The 24,751-nt window shown below is 71.4% G+C and carries 24 protein-coding genes; 10 read left to right on the forward strand and 14 right to left on the reverse strand.

Features of this window, described 5'->3' with window-relative positions; all coding sequences use genetic code 11:
• Nucleotides 1-113: 113 nt before the first annotated feature.
• Nucleotides 114-515: an NUDIX hydrolase gene (locus tag ABFX50_RS05265; protein WP_346143716.1), complete on the reverse strand. Its 402-nt coding sequence runs from the start codon at nucleotides 513-515 to the stop codon at nucleotides 114-116.
• 244 nt (nucleotides 516-759) lie between these two features.
• Here ABFX50_RS05265 and ABFX50_RS05270 point away from each other — a divergent pair, with 244 nt between their 5' ends.
• Nucleotides 760-1,953, forward strand: coding sequence for an alpha/beta hydrolase (locus ABFX50_RS05270; RefSeq protein ID WP_346143718.1), 1,194 nt, complete (start codon nucleotides 760-762; stop codon nucleotides 1,951-1,953).
• 69 nt (nucleotides 1,954-2,022) lie between these two features.
• On the forward strand, nucleotides 2,023-2,727 hold the full coding sequence (locus ABFX50_RS05275; RefSeq protein WP_346143720.1) for a DUF4097 family beta strand repeat-containing protein: 705 nt from the start codon (nucleotides 2,023-2,025) through the stop codon (nucleotides 2,725-2,727).
• Between the two features lie 103 nt (nucleotides 2,728-2,830).
• Here ABFX50_RS05275 and ABFX50_RS05280 read toward each other — a convergent pair whose 3' ends face one another.
• Nucleotides 2,831-3,577, reverse strand: coding sequence for a GAF and ANTAR domain-containing protein (locus ABFX50_RS05280; protein ID WP_346143722.1), 747 nt, complete (start codon nucleotides 3,575-3,577; stop codon nucleotides 2,831-2,833).
• Between the two features lie 8 nt (nucleotides 3,578-3,585).
• On the reverse strand, nucleotides 3,586-4,317 hold the full coding sequence (locus ABFX50_RS05285) for a GAF and ANTAR domain-containing protein (protein ID WP_346143724.1): 732 nt from the start codon (nucleotides 4,315-4,317) through the stop codon (nucleotides 3,586-3,588).
• A gap of 269 nt (nucleotides 4,318-4,586) precedes the next feature.
• On the opposite strand from ABFX50_RS05285, the gene ABFX50_RS05290 reads away from it, so the two are divergent.
• The gene (locus ABFX50_RS05290) at nucleotides 4,587-4,964 is read left to right on the forward strand and encodes an STAS domain-containing protein (protein ID WP_346143726.1); all 378 of its coding nucleotides are present in this window, start codon (nucleotides 4,587-4,589) and stop codon (nucleotides 4,962-4,964) included.
• 58 nt (nucleotides 4,965-5,022) lie between these two features.
• On the opposite strand, the gene ABFX50_RS05295 is transcribed toward ABFX50_RS05290, so the two are convergent.
• The 4 genes from ABFX50_RS05295 to ABFX50_RS05310 form a co-directional block, all read right to left on the reverse strand.
• Nucleotides 5,023-6,192 carry an amidohydrolase gene (locus tag ABFX50_RS05295; RefSeq protein ID WP_346143728.1) on the reverse strand — a complete coding sequence of 390 codons (1,170 nt, stop codon included), beginning with the start codon at nucleotides 6,190-6,192 and terminating at the stop codon, nucleotides 5,023-5,025.
• Between the two features lie 85 nt (nucleotides 6,193-6,277).
• Entirely contained in the window at nucleotides 6,278-7,255 is a 978-nt protein-coding gene (locus tag ABFX50_RS05300; RefSeq protein WP_346143730.1) for a glycosyltransferase, read from the reverse strand.
• The gene (locus ABFX50_RS05305) at nucleotides 7,156-7,569 is read right to left on the reverse strand and encodes a hypothetical protein (RefSeq protein ID WP_346143732.1); all 414 of its coding nucleotides are present in this window, start codon (nucleotides 7,567-7,569) and stop codon (nucleotides 7,156-7,158) included. Before ABFX50_RS05305 ends, ABFX50_RS05300 begins: the two co-directional genes overlap by 100 nt.
• The gene (locus ABFX50_RS05310) at nucleotides 7,562-7,885 is read right to left on the reverse strand and encodes a hypothetical protein (protein WP_346143734.1); all 324 of its coding nucleotides are present in this window, start codon (nucleotides 7,883-7,885) and stop codon (nucleotides 7,562-7,564) included. The genes ABFX50_RS05305 and ABFX50_RS05310 overlap by 8 nt, the downstream gene beginning before the upstream one ends.
• On the opposite strand from ABFX50_RS05310, the gene ABFX50_RS05315 reads away from it, so the two are divergent.
• On the forward strand, nucleotides 7,853-8,137 hold the full coding sequence (locus tag ABFX50_RS05315; protein WP_346143736.1) for a hypothetical protein: 285 nt from the start codon (nucleotides 7,853-7,855) through the stop codon (nucleotides 8,135-8,137). The genes ABFX50_RS05310 and ABFX50_RS05315 overlap by 33 nt on opposite strands.
• 20 nt (nucleotides 8,138-8,157) lie before the next feature.
• On the forward strand, nucleotides 8,158-11,478 hold the full coding sequence (locus tag ABFX50_RS05320) for a WD40 repeat domain-containing serine/threonine protein kinase (protein WP_346143738.1): 3,321 nt from the start codon (nucleotides 8,158-8,160) through the stop codon (nucleotides 11,476-11,478).
• A 79-nt stretch (nucleotides 11,479-11,557) separates the two neighbouring features.
• Here ABFX50_RS05320 and ABFX50_RS05325 read toward each other — a convergent pair whose 3' ends face one another.
• The 3 genes from ABFX50_RS05325 to ABFX50_RS05335 form a co-directional block, all read right to left on the reverse strand.
• Nucleotides 11,558-12,022 carry a GNAT family N-acetyltransferase gene (locus ABFX50_RS05325; protein WP_346143740.1) on the reverse strand — a complete coding sequence of 155 codons (465 nt, stop codon included), beginning with the start codon at nucleotides 12,020-12,022 and terminating at the stop codon, nucleotides 11,558-11,560.
• Between the two features lie 45 nt (nucleotides 12,023-12,067).
• Nucleotides 12,068-12,862 carry an SAM-dependent methyltransferase gene (locus ABFX50_RS05330; protein ID WP_346123491.1) on the reverse strand — a complete coding sequence of 265 codons (795 nt, stop codon included), beginning with the start codon at nucleotides 12,860-12,862 and terminating at the stop codon, nucleotides 12,068-12,070.
• A gap of 112 nt (nucleotides 12,863-12,974) precedes the next feature.
• Nucleotides 12,975-14,408 (reverse strand): vanadium-dependent haloperoxidase, encoded by a 1,434-nt coding sequence (locus ABFX50_RS05335; RefSeq protein ID WP_346143743.1) that lies wholly within the window; start codon nucleotides 14,406-14,408, stop codon nucleotides 12,975-12,977.
• A 169-nt stretch (nucleotides 14,409-14,577) separates the two neighbouring features.
• Here ABFX50_RS05335 and ABFX50_RS05340 point away from each other — a divergent pair, with 169 nt between their 5' ends.
• Nucleotides 14,578-15,660, forward strand: a complete 1,083-nt coding sequence (locus tag ABFX50_RS05340) for an alpha/beta fold hydrolase (protein ID WP_346143744.1) — start codon at nucleotides 14,578-14,580, stop codon at nucleotides 15,658-15,660.
• On the forward strand, nucleotides 15,657-16,760 hold the full coding sequence (locus tag ABFX50_RS05345; protein WP_346143746.1) for an epoxide hydrolase family protein: 1,104 nt from the start codon (nucleotides 15,657-15,659) through the stop codon (nucleotides 16,758-16,760). The genes ABFX50_RS05340 and ABFX50_RS05345 overlap by 4 nt, the downstream gene beginning before the upstream one ends.
• A 296-nt stretch (nucleotides 16,761-17,056) precedes the next feature.
• Here ABFX50_RS05345 and ABFX50_RS05350 read toward each other — a convergent pair whose 3' ends face one another.
• A complete protein-coding gene (locus ABFX50_RS05350) occupies nucleotides 17,057-17,617 on the reverse strand; it encodes a CGNR zinc finger domain-containing protein (RefSeq protein ID WP_346143748.1) in 561 nt (186 codons plus the stop codon).
• An 89-nt stretch (nucleotides 17,618-17,706) separates the two neighbouring features.
• Between ABFX50_RS05350 and ABFX50_RS05355 the strand changes: the two genes are divergently transcribed.
• A complete protein-coding gene (locus ABFX50_RS05355) occupies nucleotides 17,707-18,903 on the forward strand; it encodes an MFS transporter (RefSeq protein ID WP_346144081.1) in 1,197 nt (398 codons plus the stop codon).
• A 57-nt stretch (nucleotides 18,904-18,960) separates the two neighbouring features.
• On the opposite strand, the gene ABFX50_RS05360 is transcribed toward ABFX50_RS05355, so the two are convergent.
• The gene (locus tag ABFX50_RS05360; protein WP_346143750.1) at nucleotides 18,961-20,823 is read right to left on the reverse strand and encodes a sensor histidine kinase; all 1,863 of its coding nucleotides are present in this window, start codon (nucleotides 20,821-20,823) and stop codon (nucleotides 18,961-18,963) included.
• 32 nt (nucleotides 20,824-20,855) lie between these two features.
• On the opposite strand from ABFX50_RS05360, the gene ABFX50_RS05365 reads away from it, so the two are divergent.
• Together ABFX50_RS05365 and ABFX50_RS05370 are read left to right on the forward strand one after the other, a co-directional pair.
• Nucleotides 20,856-21,461: a response regulator transcription factor gene (locus ABFX50_RS05365; protein WP_346143752.1), complete on the forward strand. Its 606-nt coding sequence runs from the start codon at nucleotides 20,856-20,858 to the stop codon at nucleotides 21,459-21,461.
• A 90-nt stretch (nucleotides 21,462-21,551) separates the two neighbouring features.
• Nucleotides 21,552-22,451, forward strand: coding sequence for an RNA polymerase sigma-70 factor (locus tag ABFX50_RS05370; RefSeq protein ID WP_346143754.1), 900 nt, complete (start codon nucleotides 21,552-21,554; stop codon nucleotides 22,449-22,451).
• A 420-nt stretch (nucleotides 22,452-22,871) separates the two neighbouring features.
• Here the strand turns inward: ABFX50_RS05370 and ABFX50_RS05375 are convergent, their stop codons facing one another.
• Complete coding sequence (locus tag ABFX50_RS05375) at nucleotides 22,872-23,441, reverse strand: hypothetical protein (RefSeq protein WP_346143755.1); 570 nt, start codon at nucleotides 23,439-23,441, stop codon at nucleotides 22,872-22,874.
• Nucleotides 23,442-23,516: 75 nt separating this feature from the next.
• A complete protein-coding gene (locus tag ABFX50_RS05380; RefSeq protein WP_346143757.1) occupies nucleotides 23,517-24,584 on the reverse strand; it encodes a lytic polysaccharide monooxygenase in 1,068 nt (355 codons plus the stop codon).
• Nucleotides 24,585-24,751 lie beyond the last annotated feature (167 nt).

The raw sequence follows: 24,751 nt of genomic DNA on the forward strand, positions 1-24,751 counted from the left end.
CCCACCCTCGCGATGTCACCGATCGGCCATGCGGATCGCACGGTCAATCCATGCGCATGCCGTCCTCGCAGCATCCGCCGCGTCGAGCGCTGGGAGGCGGACCGGCAGCGGAGTCAGCAGAGCTGTCCGGTCTGGTGCAGATGGTCGAAGATGATCTGGTCGACAGGGGACACGCGCTCGCGGTCGGCGTAGGACAGCCAGATGAGCTCCTCGATCTCGGCGCTGGGTGTGGGTGTTCCGCGGTACTCGGCGGTGTAGCAGGTCATCCGCACGCTGACGCCGTCGGTGTGACCGTGTGCCTGGGCCTGGTAGGTGCCGATGTGCCTGGCGGTGGCGGGGATGATCGTGATCGCGAGCTCCTCGTCGATCTCACGGGTGAGGGTGTCGAGGTCGGTTTCGCCGGGTTCGCGCTTGCCACCGGGGATGTAATAGACGTCCTTACCGCGTGAGCGGGTGCTGAGGATCTTGCCGTCTGCCACGTGGATCCACGCGATCTTGTCGATGGTGCCGCTCATCGGATGCTCCTGTCGGTGGGCGGAAGGTTCGGCGTCAGATGGTCGGGCCGTGCGACAAGTCGTCGTTCAGCGCAGGATCGTGTCTAGCACGGCGTCGCCGTACTCGGGCCTGATCGGCTGGCTGTTGACGAGCAGCCGATACCACGGGGGGCACCAACTTCCCGTAAGGGTGGGGCAGGCACTACCAACGAGTGGCCTGCCAACGGCAATGTCGCCGCTCACAACGGTTCCTAGAGTCTTCCCCATGAACTTCGCACGGTTGATGATGTCCGGCGCGCTGGCGCTTGTCTGCCTCTCGACCACCGCGGTGGCGGCGAGCGCCTCTGCCCGGACCGCGCCCTCGGCCCGCGGCACGGTGATCTCCGCCACCCAGGTGGAGAAGCTCGACAAGAAGCAGGTGGCCGAGCGGCTCAAGGCGACCGGCCTGGACCCTGCTCAGGCCAGGTACGGCGTGCGGGCCTACCGGGTCGTTCACACCACCATTGATCCGTACGGCAGGCCGACCACGGCCAGCCAGCTTGTGGCCCTTCCTGACAACGGCGAACGCAACCTGCGGGTCGTCTCCTGGCTGCACGGCACCACGGTCTACCGGGGCGACGTGGCCTCGATGAACCCGGCCGCCACCGACCGGGCCGCGGCGTTGCTGTTCGCCTCGACCGGGCAGGCGGTGTCGGCGCCCGACTACCTCGGGCTCGGGAAGGGGCCGGGCTACCACCCGTACGGCAACCCGCGCGCCACGGTGTCGGCTCCGGTGGACGCCCTGCGCGCGACCAGGGCCTTCGCCGCCAGGAGTGATCGACGGCTGGACCGGCGGGTGCTGATCAGCGGGTTCTCCCAGGGTGGGCCGGCGACCATGATGGTGGGCAGGGCGCTGCAGCAGGGGGAGGACTCCTACTTCAGACTGGGAGCGCTGGCGCCGATCGCAGGGCCGTACCACCTGAGCGCCTTCGAGGCGGCCGCCGCCGATGACAGGATCCGGATGGCTTCGCTGTATCTGGCCTACTTCGCGATCGCCGCCGACCGGTTCACCGGCATCTACGACTCCCCGGCGGAGGCGTTCCGCGAGCCGTACGACCAGCAGGTCGAGGAGCTCTTCGACGGCGATCACAAGCCGCAGGAGATCGCCCAGGCGCTGCCGCCCACGTCGGCGAAGCTGTTCACCGAGGCGTTCCTGCAGAAGGTGCGCGAGCCCACGGGAAGGCTCAAGCAGCTGCTCACCGCGCTCGACTCCACCTGCGACTGGAAGCCGGCCGTGCCGGTGCGCATCTTCCACGGCAAGGGCGACGCCGACGTCTCCTTCGACAACGCGCTGTACTGCCAGCGGCAGCTGAAGGCCAGGGGCGCCGCCCAGAGCCTCATCGACGTCGGCGACGTCGACCACAACCTGTCGGTGCGCAGGGCCCTGCCCCAGGTGGCCAAGGAGTTCGCCGCCGCCTGATGGAGGCGCGGGGTCTCACCGCAGGAACCGTTCCAGGCGACCCGGCCGGATCACTCAGAATTGGACATCATGAAGACGCAGAGAACGGCGGTGACCGCGGGCCTGCTCGGGCTCGTGGCGGTGTTGGCAGGGTGCGGCACCGGCGGCTCGCTGGATGAGGAGGTCGTGTCGTACGACGTCACCGACAAGGTGGCGGCGCTGCACGTCGAAGCCGACTCAGGGACCGTCGAAGTGGTCCAGTCGGATCGCCGGGGGATCCGCGTGACGGAGCGGCGGACCTGGCTCAAGAACAAGCCGGAGTCCAGCCACAAGGTGCAGGGTGACACGCTGAAGCTGACGTTCGCCTGTCCCACCACGTGGGGGTGGGCCGCCATCGGCACCTCCTGCGACGTGAGCTACCAGGTGGAGGTACCCGAGGGACTGCGCGTCAAGGTGGGCTCCGACTCGGGGGACCTGACGCTGAAGAACCTGTCGGGCGACGTGGAGGCCACCACCGACTCAGGGGCGATCGAGGCCGCCGGGCTGACGGGCCGGCAGGTCGTCACGAGGACCGACTCCGGTGACATGGACCTGGCCTTCGCCGGGCGGCCCGACCAGGTCACGACCACCACGGACTCGGGTAGGACCGTCATCCACGTGCCGCGGGGGCCGTACAACATCGTGGCTCAGACGGACTCCGGCACCAAGGACATCAAGGCCGCGAGCGCCCCCACGGCCCCGCGTTCGATCGAGCTGTCCAGCGACTCGGGAGACCTGGAGGTCGTGACACCCTGACGGGCACCCCCTGGATGCTGCACCGGCCGCGCCGCGAGCCGGCGGTCCTTTCCGTGGGTCTCGGCCGCCCGGTCGGCCACGGCTCCTCCAGCCGGCCTGCGGGTCACTCCGCCACGGGCGAGCGGGGCGGCAGCAGGTCCTCGATGTCGAGCGTACGGTCGGCGATGGCGCGGGCGATCTCCGACAGCCCTCGGTTGTTAGCGCGCGCGTGGGCACGCATGTGGAGGAACGCGGCCTCGACGGTGATCTGCCCGCGTTCGGCCAGGATGCCCTTGGCCTGCTCGATCACGATCCGGCTGTTGAGCGCGCTCTGCAGCTGCTCGACCAGCACGCCGCGCTGCGTGAGGGCGCGTTCGTGCAGGATGCTGATGGTGGCGATGTCGGCCAGCGCCTGGGCCATCCTCGCACTGCCGGGCGGCAGGTCCCCCGGCTCGAAGCGGAACAGGTTCATCGCGCCGACGACCTCATCACGCAGCCGCATCGGCACGGCGATGACCGCCGCGAATCCCTGCGCGCGGGCGACGACGGTGAACCGGGGCCAGCGCTGCGGCATCGCGGAAAGGTCGGGGCAGTCGACCAGCGATCCTGTGCGGTGGCAGTCCAGACATGGCCCCTCCTCATCCTGCAGCTGGAACAGCTCGAGCAGTCGGGCCTGCTCGGTGGAGGCGGCGACCAGGTTGAGCGTGCCCCTCTGGTCGGCCAGCAGGATTCCGGCCGCGTCGACGTCGAGCAGTTCGACGCAGCGCTCGGTCAGCGTGTGCAACAGGTCGATGACGTCGAACCCCACCACCAACGTGTCGGCGAGCTCCACGAACGTCTCGGCCATGCGCCGTTCCAACACCGCTGCCACCTGCCCTTTCAATGTGTCGAGTCCGGTCCGGCCTGGCGGTCCCGCTGGAGTCTGAGCTGCCTGGCGACGACGTCCCCTGCGACCTCGCCCAGTCGCCGCTCATGGGCGAAGGCGTACGCGCGCAACCGCACGAACGCCTGCGCCAGGCTGACCTCCAGCTGAGCCGAGATCATGCCGGTCGCCTGGTGGATCTCCGCCCACCTCTCGAGGAGCCCGTCGCCGGTGGCGGCCGCCGTGGCGCTGTCGCCCGGTTCCAAGATGACCATCAGGGCGGCGTCGGCGAACAGCAGCGCGTCGGCCGTGTTCTCCGGCGCCGGCCAGCCGGGAGTGTCTCTGCTGACCTCCAGCACGCCCACGGAGATCGCTCCGATCGCGAGAGGAAAGACGAACACCGCCCGCACACCGAGCGCGTCGGCCTGCGCGGCGAACATCGGCCAGCGACGCAGCGCGCCGGGCGCCCGCAGATCGGGCACCAGCACGGGACGGTCGGCGCGCACCGCCTCGACGCCCGGGCCCTCACCCATCGTGATCTGCAGTTCGGCCAGTTGCTCGGTGCGTGGGTCGCTCGCGTACGCCGGGGCGCACAGGCCCATCGTGCTGGTCAGGATGACTCCCGCGCCGCTCATCTTCAGCGAGTCGACGCAGGCCAGGCAGACATGGCGCACGGTCGGCGGCATGCCGTCGGCCAGAGCGCGGGCATCGATCGCCTGCCGCACCCGCCGAGCCCGTTCCTTGTCCACCGGCCACCGCCTCGCCACGGTGCTGTCGCGACGTGGCCTCACGGGCCACGCTAGCGGGGCAGGACGACATCACAAGCCTGGACAGGAACTTCGCCCAATGTGCCCCATCCGCCACCATAAAGCGGGATAAATGTTGCTATTCACGTCCAGTCGGGTTTGGCGGAGACGGGGGCCATTGCCGCGGACAGGTGACATCATTCAAAGACGTCTTCATGCCGTCCGGACCTCGCGGCACCACGTCCGGCATCCCCTCTGTGAGAGGAATGGGCATGAATGTCGCACGCAGGCCGTTCACGATCAGCCACCGGCATCTGCGCATCACTCAGGCGCTCGATCCCGTCGAGTTGCGCATCGAAGGAGAGCTCGACCTGGCCGCGCTGCCCGCCCTGGCCTGGGCGCTGGCCGTGACGACGGACGACGGTGATATCGGCGCCGACATCGAGCTGACCGGCCTGGACTTCATCGACGTCGGCTGCCTGCGCGCCCTGGTCGACGCCGCCGCGAGGCTGACCGGCCACCACGTCCTGACGCTACGGCACGCCCCTCCGAGACTCCGGCGGCTGCTGGTGGACACGCGCTGGCACCCAGCTCCCCACCTCCGGCTCGACGCCGCAGCCCGCCTCGGCGATGGCGCCGATCAGTCGTAGAACCAGTTCTCAGCGGCCAGGCCGGGGGCGAGTACCCAGGCGCGGTCTCCTTCAGCCGTCATGCGGACAGGAGCACGCCGCGCTTCATCACCAGTGACCGCGGCGGATGGGTGACCACCGCCTCGGCGGCGCCGCCCACGGGGACGACAACGAGGTCGGCCTGGTCGCCGACCGACAGCCCGTAACCGGGCAGGCCCAGCGCCCGGGCTCCGCCATAGGTGGCCGCCTCCAGCGCGAGCTCGATGTCGGCGTCGGCGCGGAAGGTGCTGCGGTAGGCCAGGTGCATCGCCCGCTCCAGCATGTCGCCGCTGCCGTAGGGGCCCCACAGGTCGCGGATGCCGTCGTGGCCGCACGCCACGGTGACGCCGGCCTCGCGCAGCTTCCTGACCGGCGGCACGGGGAAGCTGTAGACGGCCGCCGTGGCCACCGCCACGCCCGCCTCGGCCAGGCCCTTCGCCAGGCGGTCCTGGTGGGCCCCGTCGATCTGGCCCAGCGCGTAGGCGTGGCTGACCGTGACCCGCCCGCCGAGGCCGAGCGCCGCGGTGCGTTCGATGATCAGCTCCAGCTCCCACGCGCCCAGCGTGCCGCCGTCGTGCAGGTGGATGTCGACGGCGGCTCCGTAGCGGGAGGCCAGCTCGAAGACGGTGTCGAGGTGTCGCACCGGGTCGCGGTCGATGCCCGCGGGGTCGATGCCGCCGATCGCCTCGACGCCGCTCTTGAGCGCCTCCTCCAGCAGTTCGGCCGTGCCCGGGTTGGTCAGCAGCCCGTGCTGGGGGAAGGCGACCTGGCGCACCGAGACCCGGTCGCTCAGCGCCGCCGCGGCCTCGCCGACCGCTTCCACACCGCGCAGCCCCACCGCGGGGTCGATGTCGGTGTGCGTGCGGACGTGGGTGGTGCCGAAGGAGCTCATCCGCTCGAGCAGCGCGGTGATCCGCTCGACGCTCGGCACTCCGAGCTCGGCCCTGCGTCCCAGGTCGTTGGACATGCGGCCGGTGAGCGTGTCGTCGGCCGAGTGCGGGACCCAGGCTCCGCCGTACAGGGTCTTGTCGAGGTGGCAGTGGGCCTCGACCAGGCCGGGCAGCACGAGCAGGCCCGAGACGTCGACGACGCGGGCTCCGCCGGCGTCGAGCCCTTGACCGACCCTCGCGATGACGCCGTCGCGTACCAGGAGATCGGCCGGCGCGGGCAGCCGCCACGGACGGCCGCCGCGCAGGAGGATGTCGGTCATGTCCGCACTCTAACGACCATCTCTGTGTGGCAAGACCTGATCGCCCGCCGATCTGGCCACACCGTCATGGTCGAGTGGTGCTCCGTCACCCCCTGATCGCGGCGCCTTCGTCCTTGTCGGTTGCTCGTTCGGCGAGGGCCTCGAGTTCGGTGACCGCTCGGTCGGTGGCCGTCTCGGCGGCGATCTCAGCCGCCAGTCGCTGAGCTTCTCGGCGGTAGGACGGGTCGTTCAGGACTCGGTCGACCGCGCGGGCGATGGTGCGCGTTGAGCTGCTCTTGCTCACCGTGATCCCGGCGCCGGCGAATTGAACGTGCCGTGCCACCTCTCGCTGGTCTCGCCCGAGCGGCACGCAGACCAGGGGGACCCCGGCCGCCAGGGACTTGACGGCCGTCCCGTGGCCGGCGTGCGTGATGGTCACCGCGGCGTGGCGCAGCGCGATGCTGTGCGGGGCCGCCGCGGTGACCAGGACGTTGCCGGGCGCGCGGACACTCGCCGGGTCCACGGCCGGGCCGGTGGTCAGCAGCCCGCGCACCGGCAGCGTGCCGAGGGCTTCGGCGATGCGCTCGAGCACTGCGCGCTGGTCCATGAACGACGAGCTCAGGCCGACCAGGGCCAGCGGTGCGTCACCCGCCGGCAGCTCCAGTTCCCCGGCCCAGGCGGGGTCGTCGAGCCGTGGGCCGACGTGCCGCACGTAGGCGGGGAAGCGTCGGCCGGGGTAGTCGAGCGCACGCGGGGACAGCACGAGCAGCCGGTCGACGCGATCGAACGCACCGATGACCGAGTCCACCGGCGCCAGGCCGTTGGCGACGCGGGCGGCGTTGAGCGCCGGCAGTCCCTTCCCCCACGGTTTGACGATCAGCTGGGCCAGCACCCGGTCACGCAGGCGCCCCAGCGCGCCCGTGGCGGGGGCGAGGCCCGGGCCGGGCGGTGGCGCCCCTGGAGTGGGGAGTGGATAAAGGCTCGTCACCAGCGAGGCCACAGGGATCCCGGCGGCCTCGCCGCCAGTGAGCGCGCCGAGCAGCATGTGCTCGGCGACCAGCACGTCGGCCGGGCGGGCACGCAACTCGGCCAGCGTGTCCCGGGGTAATCGGCCGCAGGTCCGCAGACGATGCGATCCCTCAGCCGCGCGAACTCGCCCAGCGGCGTGCGGGCCTCGAAGTCCTTGATGACGTCCTTGACCGGATCGGAGGCGTCGCCCTGGGGCGCCGTCGTCCAGGCGATCGGCTCCACGCCGCTGGCGGCGACCTCCTCGTGCAGCGACCTGTCGGCCAGCACGCGGACGCCGTGGCCGCGTTCGCGCAGCGCGCGGGCGACCGACAGGACGGGCGGCACGGCTCCGCCGCCGGCCCAGGCGGCGAACAGGAAATTGCTACTCATGGTTCCTCTTCCGCGGGTCGATCGAGGTCAACAGGTCGCACATGGCGCGTTCGGCGTCCTCACGCGACAGGCCGAGGTCGCGCCGCCACAGTTTCCACAGGTAGACGTCTGTGGCGGCGTAGTGCAGGTTCAGCGCGTGCTCGAGAGCGGGGCCCGGGGCCGGGAGGCGGTCGGTGAAGACCCGTTCCAGCCACGCCCGATGCTGGCCGCGCGCGTGGGCGGCCGCCCGGGCGATTGCAGGGACACGGTCGACCTGCGCGATCCAGAGCACGTTGGCGTCGCCGTGTCGCTCGTAGTCCTCGAACAGCGCGGCCACGATCGCCGCGACATCACCGGTCGGCGCCTGACGGGTGAGCGCCGCCTGCGACGCCCCCCAGTCGGCGGCCGCGCCTTCGGCAGGTGGGGCGAGCGGGTCGCCGATCTGGCGGAGCTGCCCGCCGCGCTGAAGCGGGCGCTCGACGTCAACGGGCCCACGGTCATCGAGGTGACCGTGGACGGCTCCCGAAGCTCTGCTACGTGGGAGATGGCGCCACCCGTTGCCTCCAGGCGGGATCCAACTTCCGGTTGAATCGCCGCGTCTAACCCGCTATGGAGACGCGTATCGGCGACTACGTCCTGGCGGGCCGCCTCGGTTCGGGCGGTCAGGGTGTGGTCTACGACGCCTACGACCCAGAAGGCCGCCGCGTGGCGGTCAAGGTGCTGCACACGGGGGGCAGCCGCGACCGACTCGCCAAGGAGGCCGCCGCGGCCGGGCGCGTGGCCTCGTACTGCACGGCCAAGGTCCTGGCCACCGACCTGACCGGTGGCCGGCCGTACATCGTCAGCGAATACGTCGCGGGCCCGAGCCTGCGCCGTGCCGTGCGGGAAGGACGCGCGTTCGGCGGCGACGACCTGCACAGACTCGCCACCGCCGTCGCCACCGCGCTCACGTCCATCCACGACGCCGGTGTCGTCCACCGCGACCTCAAACCCGACAACGTGCTGCTCGGTCCCGACGGGCCTCGCGTGATCGACTTCGGCATCGCCAGGACCGCGGACATGTCGCTCACCATGACCGGCGTGATCGCGGGAACGCCCAGCTACATGGCGCCGGAGGTGTTCACGGGGCAGCGTGCCGGCACCGCGGCGGACGTCTTCGCGTGGGGCGCGGTCATGGTTTTCGCCGCCACCGGCGAGGACCCCTTCAGAGGCGAGACCATGAGCGCGGTCATGCACCAGGTGCTGTCGGCGCGACCCGACGTGAGCGCACTGCCCGACCCGGTGCGCTCCCTGGTCAAGGCCGCCTTGGCGAAGGATCCTGAGGCCAGGCCCACAGCACGCGAGCTGCTGCTGGCCCTGGTGACCGGCAGCCCGGCGAACACCACCGAGCTGCTGGTGGCCGGGACGCGCACGGCCGGAGGCGTACGGTCGCCCGGTCATGACGACCCCTCGCTGGGGGCGCTGGCCGAAGACGCCTACACCTGCCTGGCGTCGCAGGAGCGCCAGCACGTCGCCCCGGTCCTGCTGCGTCTGGTGGCGATGGGAGAGCGCGGGGCCACGGCCGACGAGCTCGGGCCGCGGGCCGAACCGGTGCTGCGAGCCTTCTGCTACATGGTGGCCACGGATGACGAACGGGTCGTCCTGGCCCGGCCGGCGATCGTGCACGCCTGGCCGCGGCTGAGGGAATGGGTGGCGGCCGAACGCGAAGGCCTGGCCATGCTGGCCGAGATCAGCGAGGCCGCGCGCGCCTGGGACGACCACGGCCGCAGGGACGGCGACCTGCTCCGCGGCAGCCGCCTGGAGCACGCTCTGACCTGGGCGGCCACCGGCCGCACCCACGCCACGCTGATCCCCCGCGAGCGTGACTTCCTGCAGGCCGCCACCGGCCTGACGCGGCGGCAGGCCCAGCGCAGACGCGCGGCGACCGCTGTGCTGGCCACTCTGCTGGCCGTCGCGGTGGCCGCCGCCGGCGCCGCTGTCTGGCAGGCCAGACTGGCTCAGGACCAGCGTGACCTGGCGACCGGACGGCAGGTCGCCGCCGAGGCCGGACGGCTGCGCACGACCGATCCGGTCAAGGCGATGCTCCTGAACGTCGCCGGCTGGCGGCTGGCGCCCGACACCGGCACCAAAGCCGGTCTGATCGACGCGCTGCGGGCGCCGGAGCGGTCGGTGTTCCGCCTCCCGGCCGTCGCGGGGATCGGCGCCATCGCGGCCGGTGGCAACGGCCGGCTCATGGCCGGCGTCGGTGAGCACGGGGTACGTCTGCACGATGTGCCCTCCGGCCGGCTGACCGCCTCCTGGTCCTGGCCGCCGGGGCAGGCGCAGACGCCGGCGGCGGCGGCGGCGCTCAGCCCCAGCGGCCGCATCCTCGTCGTGGTGTCACAGGCAGAGAAGGCCACCGCCTGGGACGCCAGGGTCACCGCGTGGGACGCGCGGTCAGGCAGGAAGCTCCGCGAGCGGTTCCTCGGCCAGGGCGGAGAGCTGCCGCTGGTGCGCTTCGGCGACCACGAGTCGCTGGTGGCGCTCGGACGCGGAACCGGCGTCGACTTTGTGTGGGACACCCTCGACGGGCGAACCTTCGAGCTCAACGACTTCGAAGCTCCGGACGGCCCGCTCATCTCCGCCGACGGGACCCACGCGGCCGCCGTCCACCTCGGCGCGCTGAAGCTCGTGCGGCTGCCCGCCATGACGGCCGGTGACCGCGTTCCCAGGACCTGTGGTTCGGTGGCCGCGTTCAGCCCCGATGGACGCGGCCTGCTGTGCGCCGACGGCGACATCACCTCCTGGGACCTGGCGACCGGGCGGAAGACCAAGGGGCCGTACTGGCGGATCTCGGGGCTCGACCAGATGAACATGGTCGGCGGCGCCGGACTCAGGGCGGCGGACGAGGTGATGGTGGGGTACGCCGGCGACGCGATCACCGTGTGGGCGGCGGGAAAGCGGATCCTGGAGCACAGAATCGGGGGAGAGCCGCAGGCGGTGTGGCTGGAGCCGGACGGCGCCACCCTGCGGTACCAGCGCGACGACACCGTCGTCACCCTCGACCTGCGGCCCCGCCTTCCCGTGACGCGGCCGTCCCGGGCGGCCGGGCGGTCCATCCCCGACGCGGACCGTGCGCCGGGCGGCCGGCTGCGGGTGAGCGCGACCGAGACGGCCCTGCGCGGGTGGGACAGCGCGTCTGGCCGGCCGCTATGGACCCACCTGATCCCCGCGGGCTGGAGAGTCAACAGGCGGACGTTCACCGCCGACGGCACGGTCCACGTGGTCGGCCTGCAGACGATCGACTACGTGACCACGCCCGGTAACCGGCTGGTGCGGCTGGACGCGGCCACCGGCAGGGTGATCGACGACAGGACACTCGCGTCGGATCTGGGCCACTTCGTCGTGGCGGCCGACGGCACGACGCTGGTGTCGCCGACCGGGGCCATGCTCGACCTGCGGACCGGCCAGAAGATCGGCCTGGGGTTCTCCGCCGTCGACCACTCGGTGGTGGCCGCGAGCCCCGTGGGACCCCTCATCGCGGTCAGCGGGACCCAGGGCAGGATCACGCTGTGGGACATCCACCGGCGCACTCCGCTGACCCCTTCGCTCCAGGCCGACGCCGAAACCCGCCTTCTCGCCTTCAGCCCCGACGGCTCCCTGGTCGCCGCGTACGGTGAACAAGGGTGGGACGGCGGTGTCGTCCACGTGTGGGACACCGCCACGATGACGCGGCTGGCCGCGGTGCCCCTCCCTGACGAACATGCCGTGGAGCATCTGCTGTTCACCGCGGACCTCACCCTGCGGATGACGACCCGGCGCACCGTGATCGAGCTACCGACCGACGGCGACCGCCTGGCCCGGGAGCTGTGCGACCGGGCCGGCCGCGCCCTCACCCCTGCGGAGTGGGAGCGCCATCTGCCGGGGGTTCCCCGCCGCCCCAGGTGCTGACGGCGGAACCACAGCGGCCACGCGGCCTGCGATGGCCGCGCAGGCCGCCGCCTCCGCTGCGGCCGTTCCGGGACATGGGCTACCCCGCCGGGTCGTGGAGGACGAGCAGGATGTGCTCGTCCTCGCCGTGCTGGACCGTGCCGCTCGGCTGGAAGCCGTGCTTCTCCAGGAGCCGCACCGAGGCGGTGTTGGCGTGGAAGGGGTCGGCGTAAAGGGGGCGAGCCTTCTCCAGCCGCAGGAAAAGGCCCAGTGCCCTCGTGCCGATGCCCCGGCCCCAGAACTCGCGGCCGAGCCAGTAGCCGAGGAAGCGTCTGTCGCCCTCCCACCAGGCCACGAGGTTCCCGGCCAGGGCGCCGTCCACCGTGACCGCCTGCACGAAGACGGTGGGATCACCGAGGATGCGCGTGGTCCAGTGACGGAGGAACGCCTCCCGCTCGCGGGGCGGGAACCTCGACCGCCGGACGGCCTCAGGATCGTGCTCCTGCGCCAGGAACACCTCCAGATCGGCCACCACGACATCCCTCAGCCGCACGTCATCGCTCATGCCGAGCGAGTCTGGCATGCGGCGCCGACAGTCCTGTGCCGGGTCCTACGGCTTGCGCGCGATGCCGCCGTACATCAGGCGCTGGCCCACGGTCAGTTCGCCGGGGACGTCGCCGTCGGGCCGCCACAGCGGCAGCGGGACCACGCCGGGCTCGACCAGCTCGAACCCGTCGAAGAAGGAGGTGATCTCCTCGACGGTCCTGAACCGGCCGGTGCCCAGCAGCGCGAGGAACTTCTTCTCCGCGTCGCGGGAGTCCTGGCTCGAGTCGCAGAAGTGCGTGACGAACAGGTAGCTGCCCGAAGGGACCGCCGCCATGTAGGCCTCGACGATGCCGCGAGGGTCCTCGTCGTCGTGCAGGTGGTGCAGGATGCCGATCAGCATCACGCCGACGGGGCGGTCGAGGTCGATGAGCCGCTTGACCGCCTCATCGCCGAGGATCGCGGCGGGGTCGCGCAGGTCGGAGGTGACGACCGCGGTGCGGTCGTTCTCCGCCAGCAGAGCCCTGCCATGAGCCAGCACCATCGGGTCGTTGTCGACGTAGACCACCCGCGCGTCGGGGTTGGCTCGCTGGGCCACCTGGTGGGTGTTCTCCACCGTCGGCAGCCCGGAGCCCAGGTCGAGGAACTGGTCGATGCCCTGGTCGATGAGGAACCGCACGCCGCGCCCGAGGACCTGCCTGTTGTAGGCCGCCACGTCGTAGATCTCGGGGACGACCTTCACGATCTCGGAGACGAAGCTCCGGTCGACCTCGAAGTTGTCCTTGCCGTTGAGGACCACGTCGTAGGCCCTGGCGATGCTGGGCCTGCTCGTGTCAATCGCGCTGTTCCACTCGTCTGCCATGTCGACCACAAGATCCTCTCACCCGGGGCGGTGAAAATGATCATAGGCCGCCCGGCGACCGGGAACCACGCGAATGGCGCGAAGCGGGCGCAGCATCGAAGGGGAGCGGGCCTCAGCCTCGACCCGACCAGTAAGTCTGCGCGCGTTCCCATGCCGCGGCGCCGACCGCCTTGCCGAGCGCGCGGCCCTGCAGGTCGCCCGCGAGGAAGTGGATGCCGCCGTACCTGCGCGACAGCCCGGCCTGGTCGGCGGCCTCGGTGAAGGTGGACCAGCGCAACGTCACGTCGTGCGCGGGGCTGACGCCGGGCTCCACCAGCGACGATCCCTTCGCGATCACCGTCTCGCCGCCGAAGGTGTCGCCGCCGGTGAAGCGGCGCAGCACCTCGGCCGCCGCCGCGCTGAACGTGCTGTGGCCCGAGACGTGCTCGGCGAACGGCGGGGTCGGGAACGTCGGCGCCTGGTAGGGCGTCCAGGTGGCGCCGTCGATCACCCTGCCGCCCCAGGTCGGGATCTGCCTGCCCCGGTGGAGGAAGCGCACCGCGGTGATCGGGCGCACCGAGTCGTGGTCGCGCTTGGCCTCCCACGAGGCGATGCCCGCGTCCATGACGGAGTTGGCCAGCGCGAAGAACATCTTCACGTCCTCGTCGAGGCCGTGGCCGTCGCGGGCCGACACCCGCTGGGCGAACAGGCTCCAGTGGCCGGGAGGGGTCTCGCTGCTCGGGCCGTCGGCCCAGTACTCCGCGATGGCCTTGCGCCTGTCGGTCAGGCCGGCCGTGAGCGACACGATCTCGGCGACCTGGGCGCGGTAGGCGTGCGTGCCGTACGCCGCGGGCGCGGGCACGGCGTCGGCCAGGTCGCGGGCGCGGCCGGTGAAGGAGGCGACCCCGCCCCAGTGCGGCGCGAGGAACGGCGGGGTGACCAGCGCGCCGGCCCTGTTGCGATAGGTGAGCGGCTGCCAGCGGCTCGGATCGGCGACCGAGGTCAGCGGGTCGGCGACCACCATCGGCGCGTTGACGGGCGCGTAGCCGGTGGTGTCGGCGTAGCCGCCGAGCTGGTTGGAGCCGTCGCCGTGGCGGTGGTCGAGGACCGCCTGACAGGCGGCCAGCCCGGTGCGGGCCGGCTGGCCCGTAGGAGCGGCGGGGTCGTAGCCCAGCTCGGTCATGAGGGCGTCGAACCCGGCCCGCTGCGCCGGGTAGAGGTCGACGGCCGCCAGATGGGCGGCGTAGCTGATGGCCTCGGCCCTGTTCGCCTCCGTGCGCTCGGCCTCGGGCCGCCGAAGCGAGCCGCCCAGCCGGGTGCCGACCGCGACGGCGTCGTACGCCGCCCACGCGTCGTAGGCGCAGGTGTGCACGACGGCCAGCGCCCTGGCCACCATGGGAGGGCCGAGCGTGCCGGAGCGGACGGCCGACAGCAGCGCCTCGTTCCAGCGCAGCACGACGTTGCGCTCCACCGGCGCGACCGCATGGGCGGGCGCGGCCGGCGCGACGAGCGCGGTGGCGGACACCAGGACGAGCGCGAGCGCGCGTAAGGATCCTCGGACGGGCATGACAGATCTCCTCGCTCCAGCGGGCCCCCGTGTGCCCGACCCGAAGAAGATCCCATGCCTCGAACAGAGTTTCGACTTGCCTCAAGGTAAGAAGTCCGTGTGCAATCTGCACATCGAACCGGTGCACGGCGAACTACCAGCGAGAAGGCGCCTTCACCAGGATGAAGGCATGAGTTCGGACATCACTCCCTACCGCATCGAGATCCCCCAGGCAGACCTGGACGACCTGCAGACGCGGCTCGATCTCGCCCGCTTCACCGACGAGTTCCCCGACGCCTACGGCGTGAGCGTCCAGCGCGTCAGGCGGCTGGTCGACCACTGGAGGAACGGCTACGACTGGCGTGCGTGGGAAGCCAGGTTCAACGCCTACCCGCAGTTCACCACCGAGATCGACGGGCAGACGATCCACTTCTTCCACGTGCGTTCGGACAAGCAGGACGCGCTGCCGCTGATCCTCACGCACGGCTGGCCCGGTTCGTTCGTCGAGTTCGTCGACGCCATCGAGCCGCTGTCGAAGGACTTCCATCTGGTCATCCCCTCCCTTCCAGGGTTCGGCTTCGGCGGGCCGACCACGGAGAGCGGCTGGGGCACCGTACGCACCGCCAAGGCGTGGGTGGAGCTGATGGCGCGGCTCGGTTACGAGCGCTACGGCGCCGTCGGCAACGACGGCGGGTCCATGGTCTCGCCGGAGGTCGGCCGTCTGGCCCCCGCCAACGTCGTCGGCGTGCACGTCACGCAGATCTTCTCCTTCCCCTCCGGCGACCCTGCGGAGTTCGAGGGCATGACGGAGGAGGAGCTGGCCGCCATGGAGGTGCTGAAGTGGTTCTGGGATGAGAAGGGCGCCTTCAACCTCCTGCACTCGCAGCAGCCCCAGACGCTGGCCCACGCCCTCGCCGACTCGCCCGTGGGCCTGCTGGGCTGGAACGCCCAGCTCTTCGACGAGGACCTCGACGACGAGTTCGTGATCACCAACACGGCCGTCTACTGGCTCAGCCGTACGGCGGGCTCCTCCATCCGCTTCTACTACGAGAACGCCAAGGCGGGACAGCCGCCGGCCGGACCGACCACGGTGCCGATCGGACTGGCCTCGGCCAAGGGCGACTTCCAGTCCATCCGGCGCTTCGCCGAACGTGACCACAGGAACATCGTGCAGTGGCACACCTACGAGCGCGGCGGGCACTACGCCGCGCACATGGAGAGCGCCGTCTACGCGAGTGACGTCCGCGAGTTCTTCGCGAAGGTGACCGCATGAGACCGTTCACGATCGACATCCCGCAGGCCGACCTCGACGACCTCCAGGATCGGCTGAGCCGTACGCGCTGGCCCGCCGCGCTGCCCGGCGAGCAGTGGAGCAGGGGAGTGCCCGTGCCCTATCTCCAGGACCTGGTGGCCCACTGGCGGGACGGCTACCGGTGGAGGGAATGGGAGCGGCGGCTGAACGCCTTCCCGCAGTTCGTCGACGAGATCGACGGTCAGCAGGTGCACTTCTTCCACGTGCGCTCGGCCAACGAGGACGCGCTCCCGCTGATCATCACGCACAGCTGGCCGAACTCGATCGCCGAGTTCCTGAACCTGCTGGGCCCGCTCTCCGAGACCTTCCACGTGGTCGCGCCCTCGCTGCCAGGATTCGGGTTCTCCCCGTTCCCCGAGCCCGCCGACGAGCGGCCGTGGAGCGTCGAACGGGTGGCCCGCACCTGGGCCGAGCTGATGAGCAGGCTCGGCTACAACAGGTACGGCGCGCACGGCAACGACGCGGGCGCCCTGGTCTCGCCCCAGCTCGGGGCGCTGTTCCCCGAGCACGTGGTGGGAGTGCACATCACGGGAGGGGTCGGCATGCCCACCGGAGCCCCAGGGGAGCTGGAAGGGCTGTCGGAGGAGGAGCGGGCGAGCGTGGCCTGGCTGGCCGACATGCTGGCAGGGTCGGGAGGCAGCGGCTACGCGCCCTACCTGGCCGCCCGTCCGCAGACGCTCAGCTTCGGCTGGTCCGACTCGCCGGTCGCGCAACTGGCCTATCTCGTGGAGCGCTTCAGGGAGTTCGACGGCTGGCAGCCTGATCACGAGCCGATCGAGCGTGACCTGGTGCTCACCAACGCCAGCCTGTACTGGCTGACGAACACGGGCGGTTCGTCGTCGTGGACGTACTACGAGAACGCCGCCGGCATGCCGATCGACCAGAGCGCGGTGCCGACAGGGGTCTCGCACGGCGGCTCGTCGGCCTTCCGACGGCTGGCCGAGCGGCACAACGACATCGTCCACTGGGAGGATCTCGAGCACCCCAGCCACATGCTGGCGATGGCGGCGCCCGAGCCGCTGGTGGCCGACATCCGCCGCTTCTTCGCGGCGCTGTCCTAGCGGCGCTGTGTTCCGTGGATCTCGTCTGACCATGGCAGCACGCAGGCCATGGTCAGAGTGGCGTGACGGCGGGCGGCGAGCCTGCGGCCGCGCATCGCCCCGGTCGTGCCGGGCCGGGGCGACGCGCGTCTGCGAGGGGGTGGGCGCTCGTCGGATCCGGTGGTCTCGGCGGCTGCCGTCAAGAGGCTCCCGCGGCGTACAGCTTGAACCAGTTGTCACCATGCGGCAGCCGGACGTGCGACTCGCGTGCCCGGCTGATCGAGGAACTGCTGTGGGCACGCGAGCGGAGCGCGTGCTCAGCGCGCTGCTCGCGCGCGCCTGTGAGCGGCCACCCGTTCACGCGTCGCGCAGCGGCGTGAGCAGTAACGGCGCGGCAGGCCGCTTCCCTGCGTGAGATAGACGTTCCTGCAGCTGGGCGATGCGCACAGACCGCCAGGTGGACGCTGATGGTCCCAGATCAGCACCATCAGAGCCATGCACGACGAGGCGAGGAACCACTCCCCCCAGGGCGCGTCGTCGTCGCTGTCGAGATGAGGGTGCCAAGGGGTGAGGCCGCCGTGCGAGGTGAGGCGGACGGTTCCGAGGCTCTGCCGTAGAAGCCGGTTCAGCACGGACGCGGCGACATCGACGTGGGCGGCGGCGAAGACCTCCCGCAGGAGCACGGCGGCGGCACGCATCTCGGCGACATCACTCGGCGAGAGATCGACAGAGCCGACCTCTCCGTGCTCCCTCAGCAGCTCAGCGATCACACCCGGGGTCGGCTCCTCCTCGGACAGGGCGTTGACGAGGGCGGCGGTACGCCGTGCGACGGCCTGTACCGAATGACGGGTGGACCATTCATCGCTCGAAGGGGTCACCGGTCGAATGTAACGCAACTAGCCAAGTTTTGAGTTACCTGCGTAACGTGACGATCGTGAAAAAGCGTTACGCCGTAGGGGGATATGCCGTGGGGGCAACCGCCGCTCGCACGGGAGACGAAATGTCAGGGCCGGCCCTGCTGCTCGCCGGAGTGGCGATCACCGGATCGGTTTCCACGGCCTCCTCGCTGCTGGCAGGCATCATGATCTCGGCGGCGATCGGCGGCCCCGTCTTCGGCGTCCTGCTCGACAGAGCGACCAGACCAGGCCGCCTGCTTGCGTGGGCGCTGGGCGTCTACGCGACGGGCCTGGCGGCCATCCTCGCCAGTCTGGGACGTGTCCCGGTCGTCGTCACGATCCTGCTTGCCGTGTGCGTCGGGCTGCTGGGACCGGCTCTGTCCGGCGGATGGACCTCCCAGTTGCCTCGAGTGGCGACCGGTGAGCGGCTGCCCCGTGCCAACGCGCTCGATGCGATGACGTTCAACCTCGCGAGTCTGGTGGGCCCGGCGCTGGCCGGGATCGTCGCGGGAGTGTGGGGCGCCTCAGCTGGTGTGGTCGTGTCCGCGGCGCTGATCTGTTCGGCGCTGCCCTCGGCGCTGACGCTGCCCGCGATCCCGAAGCCGGCGAAGAGCCGGCCGAGCCCCTCGGTCGCCTCCGATCTCGCCGCTGGAGTCCGCGCCATCCTCCGCAGCAGGGGACTGGCCAGGGCGACCAGCACCTCGGTGATCTCCTGCGCGGGCCAGGGCATGGTGATCGCGTGCATCCCCCTGCTCGGCGAGTCCCTCGGCGCGGCCGGCTACGGAGCGATCCTTCTCTCCGTCACCGCCGCCTCCGCGCTCGTCGCCAACGCGATACTCGCCCGCCACCCCCGGCTTCTGGCCCCGGACACCATCATCTGGTGCAGCACGATCGTCCTCGCTGCCGCCCTGGTCCTCCTCGCGACCGGTCGACCGGCTCTGGTCATCGCCGCGATGGTGATCGTCGGCATCGGGGAGGGCCCCCAGCTCACCGCCCTGTTCGCGATACGTCATCGTGAAGCGCCCGGGCGTCTGCGGGGTCAGATCTTCACCACGGGCGCGAGCCTGAAGATCACGGGTTTCGCCCTGGGCGCGGGCATCGCAGGACCGGTCGCGGACTGGTCGCTTCCCGGAGCACTCCTGACCGCGGCGGGGACGCAGGTGCTCGCCGCGCTCGGCTTCGCCTGGCACAGCCGGGCTCACCGACGAGCGATCGTGACGTGCTCGCCTGCACCGCAGGGCGCGCCCGTCGAGACAGACGATCGCTGAGATCGCCGACCGGCCAGGCCCGACCCGACCGATGATTCTTGATCGACCGGACGCGCCCTAACGGCGCTGTCCTGGCGGCGCCGTCCTGATGGCGTCGTCCCTGCGGCGTCGTTCTGGTGGGGGGACGGCCGCGACCAGGGTGAACGTGCCGTCGCCCTGGTCGCCGGCCGAGAACGAGCCGCCCGCCTCCTCGACCCTGGCCGCCAGGTTGGCCAGCCCCCTGCCTGCCGAGGGAAGGGCCCGCGTGACGCCGTCGTTGGCGACGCTCAGCCGTACCTCGTGCCCGTCGTCGGCCACCGCGATCGTGCACGAGCGCGGGACCGCGTGCCTGACGACGTTCGTCACGGCCTCGCGAAGGACCGTGGCGAGCACGGGGTCCTCCTCCGGGGCGCGGATGTCCACCAGGACGTCCACGCCCGCGGAGGCCAGCAGGACACGTGCGGAGTCGATCTCCTCGCGCAGGCTGAGCGTGGCGCCCTCCTCGGTGATCGAGCGCACGTCCGCGAGCGCGCGGACGGCCAGCGGGCCCACCTCCTCCAGCAGCGACTCGGCCTTGACCCGGTCGTCGCCGAGCACGCGCAGGCCCAGCTCGGCCTTGAGCGTGATGGCCGACAGGGTGAAGCCGAGCAGGTCGTGCACGTCCCTGGCCACCCGCAGCCGCTCGGCGATCACGGCGTTCCTGGCGATCTGGCGGCGCAGAGCGCGCAGGCGCGCGGCCGCCTGAGGCAGACGGTTGAAGGCGTACACGCCGATGGCCATGGCGAGCAGCGACGCGGTCTGGTAGAGCGCGTAGCCGCCGAGCTCGGGGTAGAGCCGCAGGAACTGCCCTTCACCGACGGCGGCGACCACGACGATGGGCACCGACCAGCGTGGGGGCAGCCACAGCAGCGTGTTGCTGACCGCGAGGGCCACCAGCGCCCCCAGCAGGCCCTGGCCCACGTACACGGCCGCCGCGACGGCGGTCAGGATCTGCGCCGGGACCGTCCAGCGCCAGGCCGCGGGCGTGGAGGCGCGGGGAACGCCGTGGTAGAGCTGAAGGACGGCCGTCAGCACCGTCACGAGAAGCGCGACGGCCCAGACCCCCCGGTCCGTGGCGCCGGACTCTCCGACGTTGTTGAGCGTGATGGTCGAGATGCTGAAGGTCATCGCGATCATCGACCAGCGGGCGAGCCTGGTCGACGCGTCAGGCAGGCCGGCCGCGTGGGCGGGCAGCGGTAGCGGCTCCCTGCGTACGTCGGCGACCGCCCGAGCCTCCTGCGCCGCCTTCCGCGAGATCCGCGCGATGTCGGCGAGCGCGTCGGCGGTGACCGGAGTTCTGCGCGACAGTGTCAGGACGGCGGAGAGCCTGGCGCCGATGGCCCTGCGCAGGTCGTCGGCCGCGCGCAGACGCTCGTCTGCCACCTCCAGCGCGGCGACCTGCCGGTTGGCCGCGTCCGTCTGCGCCAGCAGGACGGCCAGCCGTACCAGTGCGAAGAGGGTGAGCCCGGTGTTGAGGTCGATGATCGCGAAGCTGGTCACCGTGAAGACGCCAGGGGCGTGGAGCACGAACGACACCAGCGTGTCGGCGCCTATCACCCCCGCGAACAGCGCCCATCCGGCCGGGCCCGCGACGGTCAACGGCATCGCCGCGGCCAGCGGCCCCGCGATCGGTCCCCACAGCTCCGCGAACGGCACGTAGGCCCCGAAGGTCACGGCGGCCAGCAGAGGGACGGCCCGCCGCCTGCCCACGGCCACCACGGCGAAGAGCGCCATGACGGAGACGATGAGGCCCAGACCGGCCGCCGAGGTGAGCGGCGAGGAAGGCTCCGCCTGGGCCATGGTCTGGAAGATGGTGAAGCGTGCAGGGACGAGCAGGGCGATGTACCCGAACACGAGCGCCCAGCCTGTCCACGCTCGTCCGCTCGCGTCCTTGGCCGTCACGTGCGTTGTCTATCACGCCTAGCATGCAACCTGTGATTCGTGTGCTTGTGGCGGAGGATGTCCGGATGCTGCGCGAGGCGCTGGTCGCCCTGCTCGGCTTCGAGGAGGACATCGAGGTCGTGGCCGAAGTGGACACGGGCGACGCGATCGTGCGCGCGGCGCTGGAGCACCGGCCCGACGTCGCGGTGCTCGACATCGAGCTGCCGGCGCTCGACGGGCTGAGCGCCGCTGCCCTGCTGCACGAGCGGCTGCCCGAATGCCGCGTGCTGATCCTCACCGGGCTGGGCAGGCCAGGCAACCTGCGGCGCGGCGTCGAGGCGCACGTCTCCGGCTTCATGCTGAAGGACTCCAGGCCGCAGGACCTGGTGCAGGCCATCCGCACGGTCGCGGCCGGCGGTCTGGTCATCGACCAGCAGCTCGCCTACGCGGCGCTCGACGTCCGCGGCAACCCGCTGACCGAGCGCGAGGCCGAGGTCCTGCGCCTGACGGGTGAGGGAGCCACGCCCCGCGACATCGCCCGCGACCTGCATCTCAGCTACGGCACGGTGCGCAACTACCTCGCCTCCTCCGTGACCAAGCTGAACGCCCGCACCCGCATGGACGCGGTCCGCATCGCCACCGAGGCGGGCTGGCTCTGAGACGCGGCTCACACTTCCGGGGCCGATGTCACATCGGCAGGTCTTTCGCGGCTCTTAGGGGGATGTCCGCGACAGTTGAGGAGGGCCACGATGCAGGACAACCCGACCGTCTTCGCCGACCATCGTGAACTGCTGTTCTCCATCGTCTACAACATGCTCGGCAGCGTCGCCGACACCGAGGACGTGCTGCAGGAGGCCTGGCTGTCGTGGGCCTCGAGAGACCAGCGCCGGATCGAGAACCCGCGCGCCTACCTGGTGCGCATCGCGGTCAACCAGGCGCTGGCCCAGCAGAGCGTGCTGCGCCGCCGCCGCGAGGCCTATGTCGGACCGTGGCTGCCCGAACCGCTCGTCGCCTCCGCCGGCGACGTGGCCGACGGGTCGGAGGAGGTCCTGCGGGCGGAGGCGGTGTCGATGGCGATGCTGGTGGTCCTGGAGACACTCAGCCCGCTGGAACGCGCGGTGTTCATCCTGCACGAGGTGTTCGCCTACGCCCACACCGAGATCGCGGACATGATCGACCGCAGCCCCTCGGCGGTCCGCCAGCTGGCTCACCGCGCCCGCGGGCACGTCCAGGCCCGGCGGCCACGCCACCACGTCGGCCCGCGCGTGCAGCGGCAGGTCACCGAGCGGTTCGTGGCCGCCGCGTTCGGCGGCGACCTCGACGCGCTCATGGAGATGCTCGCACCGGAGGTCACGCTGTGGTCCGACGGCGGAGGCAGGTCCAGCGTGGCGAGTCCACGGCCGGTCAAGGGCCGCGACAAGGTCGCCAGGCTACTCGTCTCCAGCGCCGCCGAACAGGCCGAGGGCCTCGACATCCAGTACAGGGACGTCAACGGCGACCCGTCCGCGGTGGTCTTCGCGCGGAACGCGCCGTTCGCCGTCATGGTCGTCGACCTCACCCCTGACGGCGAGCAGGTGCGTGACATCTACGTCGTCAGCAACCCCGACAAGCTCTCCCGAATCCCTGAGGGGCCCGAACGATCCGGATGACCGCAGGCAGCTCGCAGGGCCCCGGGACGGCAGGGCGTGGGCGCCGGACACCCTCGCCCTGCCGCGAGTCGGTGGGTCAGGTCCCGGCCACGAAGTAGTCGCCCCGGCTGACCGCCAGGTGGGTGGCGGCCATGAGGTCGTCGAGGGACATCTGGTGCTCGACGCCGTCCCATGGGTCCAGGACCGGAGGGCGCGGAGACGCCCATCGTGGCCAGGACCGCCTGGACCGCGGCGGGGTAGGCCGACGGATCGAGCCCCGCTGAAAGATTCACGGCGGACGGCGGGTTTCTCGGCATGGGGTTGACGTCCGGGCCCTTCCCGGCGGTTCTATGGGATCGCTCCCACGAGCAGGAAGGGAGGGCCGCGGCCACACCACTCGCACCAGGACCGGGAGCGGGGCGCGGCTGACCGCGACGGCGGTCAGCCGCGTCTGCCGTCGAACCTGCGCCGCGCCTCCTCGATCGCCTCGTCGTCGGCGAACCCGGCCAGCGCCGCCTCGTGACAGCGCTCGGGCACCAGCGCCCTGACCTGCTCGGCGTAGTCCCCGCCGGAGGCGGGCACCCGCACCGTGGGCCGGCCCGCCAGCCGTACGGCGATGGGGCCCGCGGCGCGCACCGAGGTCGCCCACGACTGGCGCGCGCCCGTGACCGCGCACATGTGGTGCGCGTAGACCCACCGCACCTCGGCCACCTTCACCGCGCCCTCGGGGTGGACGCCGAACGGCGCGACCGCGCAGACCACCTGCCCGTCGTGCTCGCCGAAGTGGTGCCCGTGCTCGCGGTGCTCCCGCAGCGTGGCCTGCTCGAGCACCTGTGTCACCCGCAGCGCCAGGGCCCGCTTCAGCTCGGGCGGGCCGAACTCGTCCGCGTTCGCGGCCAGCGCCACGACGGTCACGGCAACGGCGACCAGGACGGCCGCCGACGCCGCGACCAGCGCGGCGGCCCGCGTCCTGACCTGCCAGGCGTAGGGCAGGCGGAGGGTTCGTCTCATGTGATCCTCACTGCTGAAGCGGCTGGAGAGCAGGCGGCCCCGCGGGCCCCGGGGAGGGGCCCACGGGACACCGGGTCAGGAGGTGGTGCAGGTCAGGGCGGGAGCGGGTGACGGAACGCTGCCCGTCGCGTTGAACCCGAACGCCGCCGTCGCGTTCGGCGCCAGCCGCCCGTTGTAGGAGGCGTTGCTCACCGAGACGTCAGGCGGCTGCGAGGTCAGCACGCCGTTCCACGGCGGGCCCTCGAAGCCCTGCCCTCCGGTGTAGGCCCATTGCACGCGCCAGCCGTTGGTCGCGGTGGATCCGGTGTTCTTCACCGTGACCTCCGCCTGGAAGTGGCCGGGCCAGCCCGGGTTGTCGACGGCGCGCCAGGTGGCCGTGCAGCCGCCGGGCGTGGGCGTCGGGGTCGAGGTGGGAGTGACCGTCGGCGAGGGTGAGGGGCTCTGGCCTGGGCCCACCCCTGTGACCTCGCCGTTGCCCCCGTCGAAGACCACGTCAGAGCAGCTGTAGAAGTTCTCCTGGCTGTCGGCGCGGATCCAGTGGGTGAAGACGATGTGCCGCCCGCTCTTGCCCGAGGGCAGTTGCAGGTCCCAGAAGTAGTAGTTCAGCCCGCCGGGCCCGCCCGACTGCGGGGGGTTGGCGACGCTGGTCAGCACCTCCAGATCCGACCACTTCAGCGGCGCGGCGGGGTTCCAGCCGTTCTTGGTGATGTAGACGACGAACGAGCCTGGGTGCGCGGCCCAGTTGCTGTGCCGTACCTGGATGGTGGAGCCGGCGCTGAGGTGGGTCAGCGGCCAGTCGTCGCGGACGGCGTTGTAGGCGGTGAAGTCGTAGGGGCCGCCGCTGCCGCCGCTGCAGATCTGGCCGTCGGGGATGAAGCCGGTGGTACGGCCGCCGCCGTCGGAGCGCAGGACCGCGAACCAGTTGTACAGCGGTGTCGTGCCGCTCTGGGCCACGGCCGCGCCGCAGGCGGGGTTGTAGGACTGGATCGAGCCGTTCTCCCGCAGGCCGTCCTGCCAGCACAGGAAGGTACGGCTGCCGGGGAACATGGTGACGCCGTGGGCCTGGGCCGGCGAGGAGCCGACCAGGAACGAGGCCAGGAGGACGGTGCAGGCCAGTGCGGCCAGGTGCCGGAGTTTCCGCAAGACTGAGATGCCCTTTCGAGTGCGACGCCGTCGGACAGCACGGCGACAGCCCGGTGTGTCAGGGCCACACGGCACTCGCGGTGGAATTGAAACACGCCCCACGCCCGCCGACAACGAGCGGTGAAACTTTCACGGGTCGGCGCGGGTCCGGCCGTGCGCGGCGGGCG

The sequence above is a fragment of the Nonomuraea recticatena genome (genome assembly GCF_039533245.1).
Classification (GTDB): domain Bacteria; phylum Actinomycetota; class Actinomycetes; order Streptosporangiales; family Streptosporangiaceae; genus Nonomuraea; species Nonomuraea roseola.

Coding starts and splice junctions, on each gene's coding strand:
- ABFX50_RS05265 (WP_346143716.1), bottom strand. CDS start 515: ATGAGCGGCACCATCGACAAGATCGCGTGGATCCACGTGGCAGACGGC.
- ABFX50_RS05270 (WP_346143718.1), top strand. CDS start 760: ATGAACTTCGCACGGTTGATGATGTCCGGCGCGCTGGCGCTTGTCTGC.
- ABFX50_RS05275 (WP_346143720.1), top strand. CDS start 2,023: ATGAAGACGCAGAGAACGGCGGTGACCGCGGGCCTGCTCGGGCTCGTG.
- ABFX50_RS05290 (WP_346143726.1), top strand. CDS start 4,587: ATGAATGTCGCACGCAGGCCGTTCACGATCAGCCACCGGCATCTGCGC.
- ABFX50_RS05295 (WP_346143728.1), bottom strand. CDS start 6,192: ATGACCGACATCCTCCTGCGCGGCGGCCGTCCGTGGCGGCTGCCCGCG.
- ABFX50_RS05305 (WP_346143732.1), bottom strand. CDS start 7,569: ATGAGTAGCAATTTCCTGTTCGCCGCCTGGGCCGGCGGCGGAGCCGTG.
- ABFX50_RS05320 (WP_346143738.1), top strand. CDS start 8,158: ATGGAGACGCGTATCGGCGACTACGTCCTGGCGGGCCGCCTCGGTTCG.
- ABFX50_RS05325 (WP_346143740.1), bottom strand. CDS start 12,022: ATGAGCGATGACGTGCGGCTGAGGGATGTCGTGGTGGCCGATCTGGAG.
- ABFX50_RS05330 (WP_346123491.1), bottom strand. CDS start 12,862: ATGGCAGACGAGTGGAACAGCGCGATTGACACGAGCAGGCCCAGCATC.
- ABFX50_RS05335 (WP_346143743.1), bottom strand. CDS start 14,408: ATGCCCGTCCGAGGATCCTTACGCGCGCTCGCGCTCGTCCTGGTGTCC.
- ABFX50_RS05340 (WP_346143744.1), top strand. CDS start 14,578: ATGAGTTCGGACATCACTCCCTACCGCATCGAGATCCCCCAGGCAGAC.
- ABFX50_RS05345 (WP_346143746.1), top strand. CDS start 15,657: ATGAGACCGTTCACGATCGACATCCCGCAGGCCGACCTCGACGACCTC.
- ABFX50_RS05370 (WP_346143754.1), top strand. CDS start 21,552: ATGCAGGACAACCCGACCGTCTTCGCCGACCATCGTGAACTGCTGTTC.
- ABFX50_RS05375 (WP_346143755.1), bottom strand. CDS start 23,441: ATGAGACGAACCCTCCGCCTGCCCTACGCCTGGCAGGTCAGGACGCGG.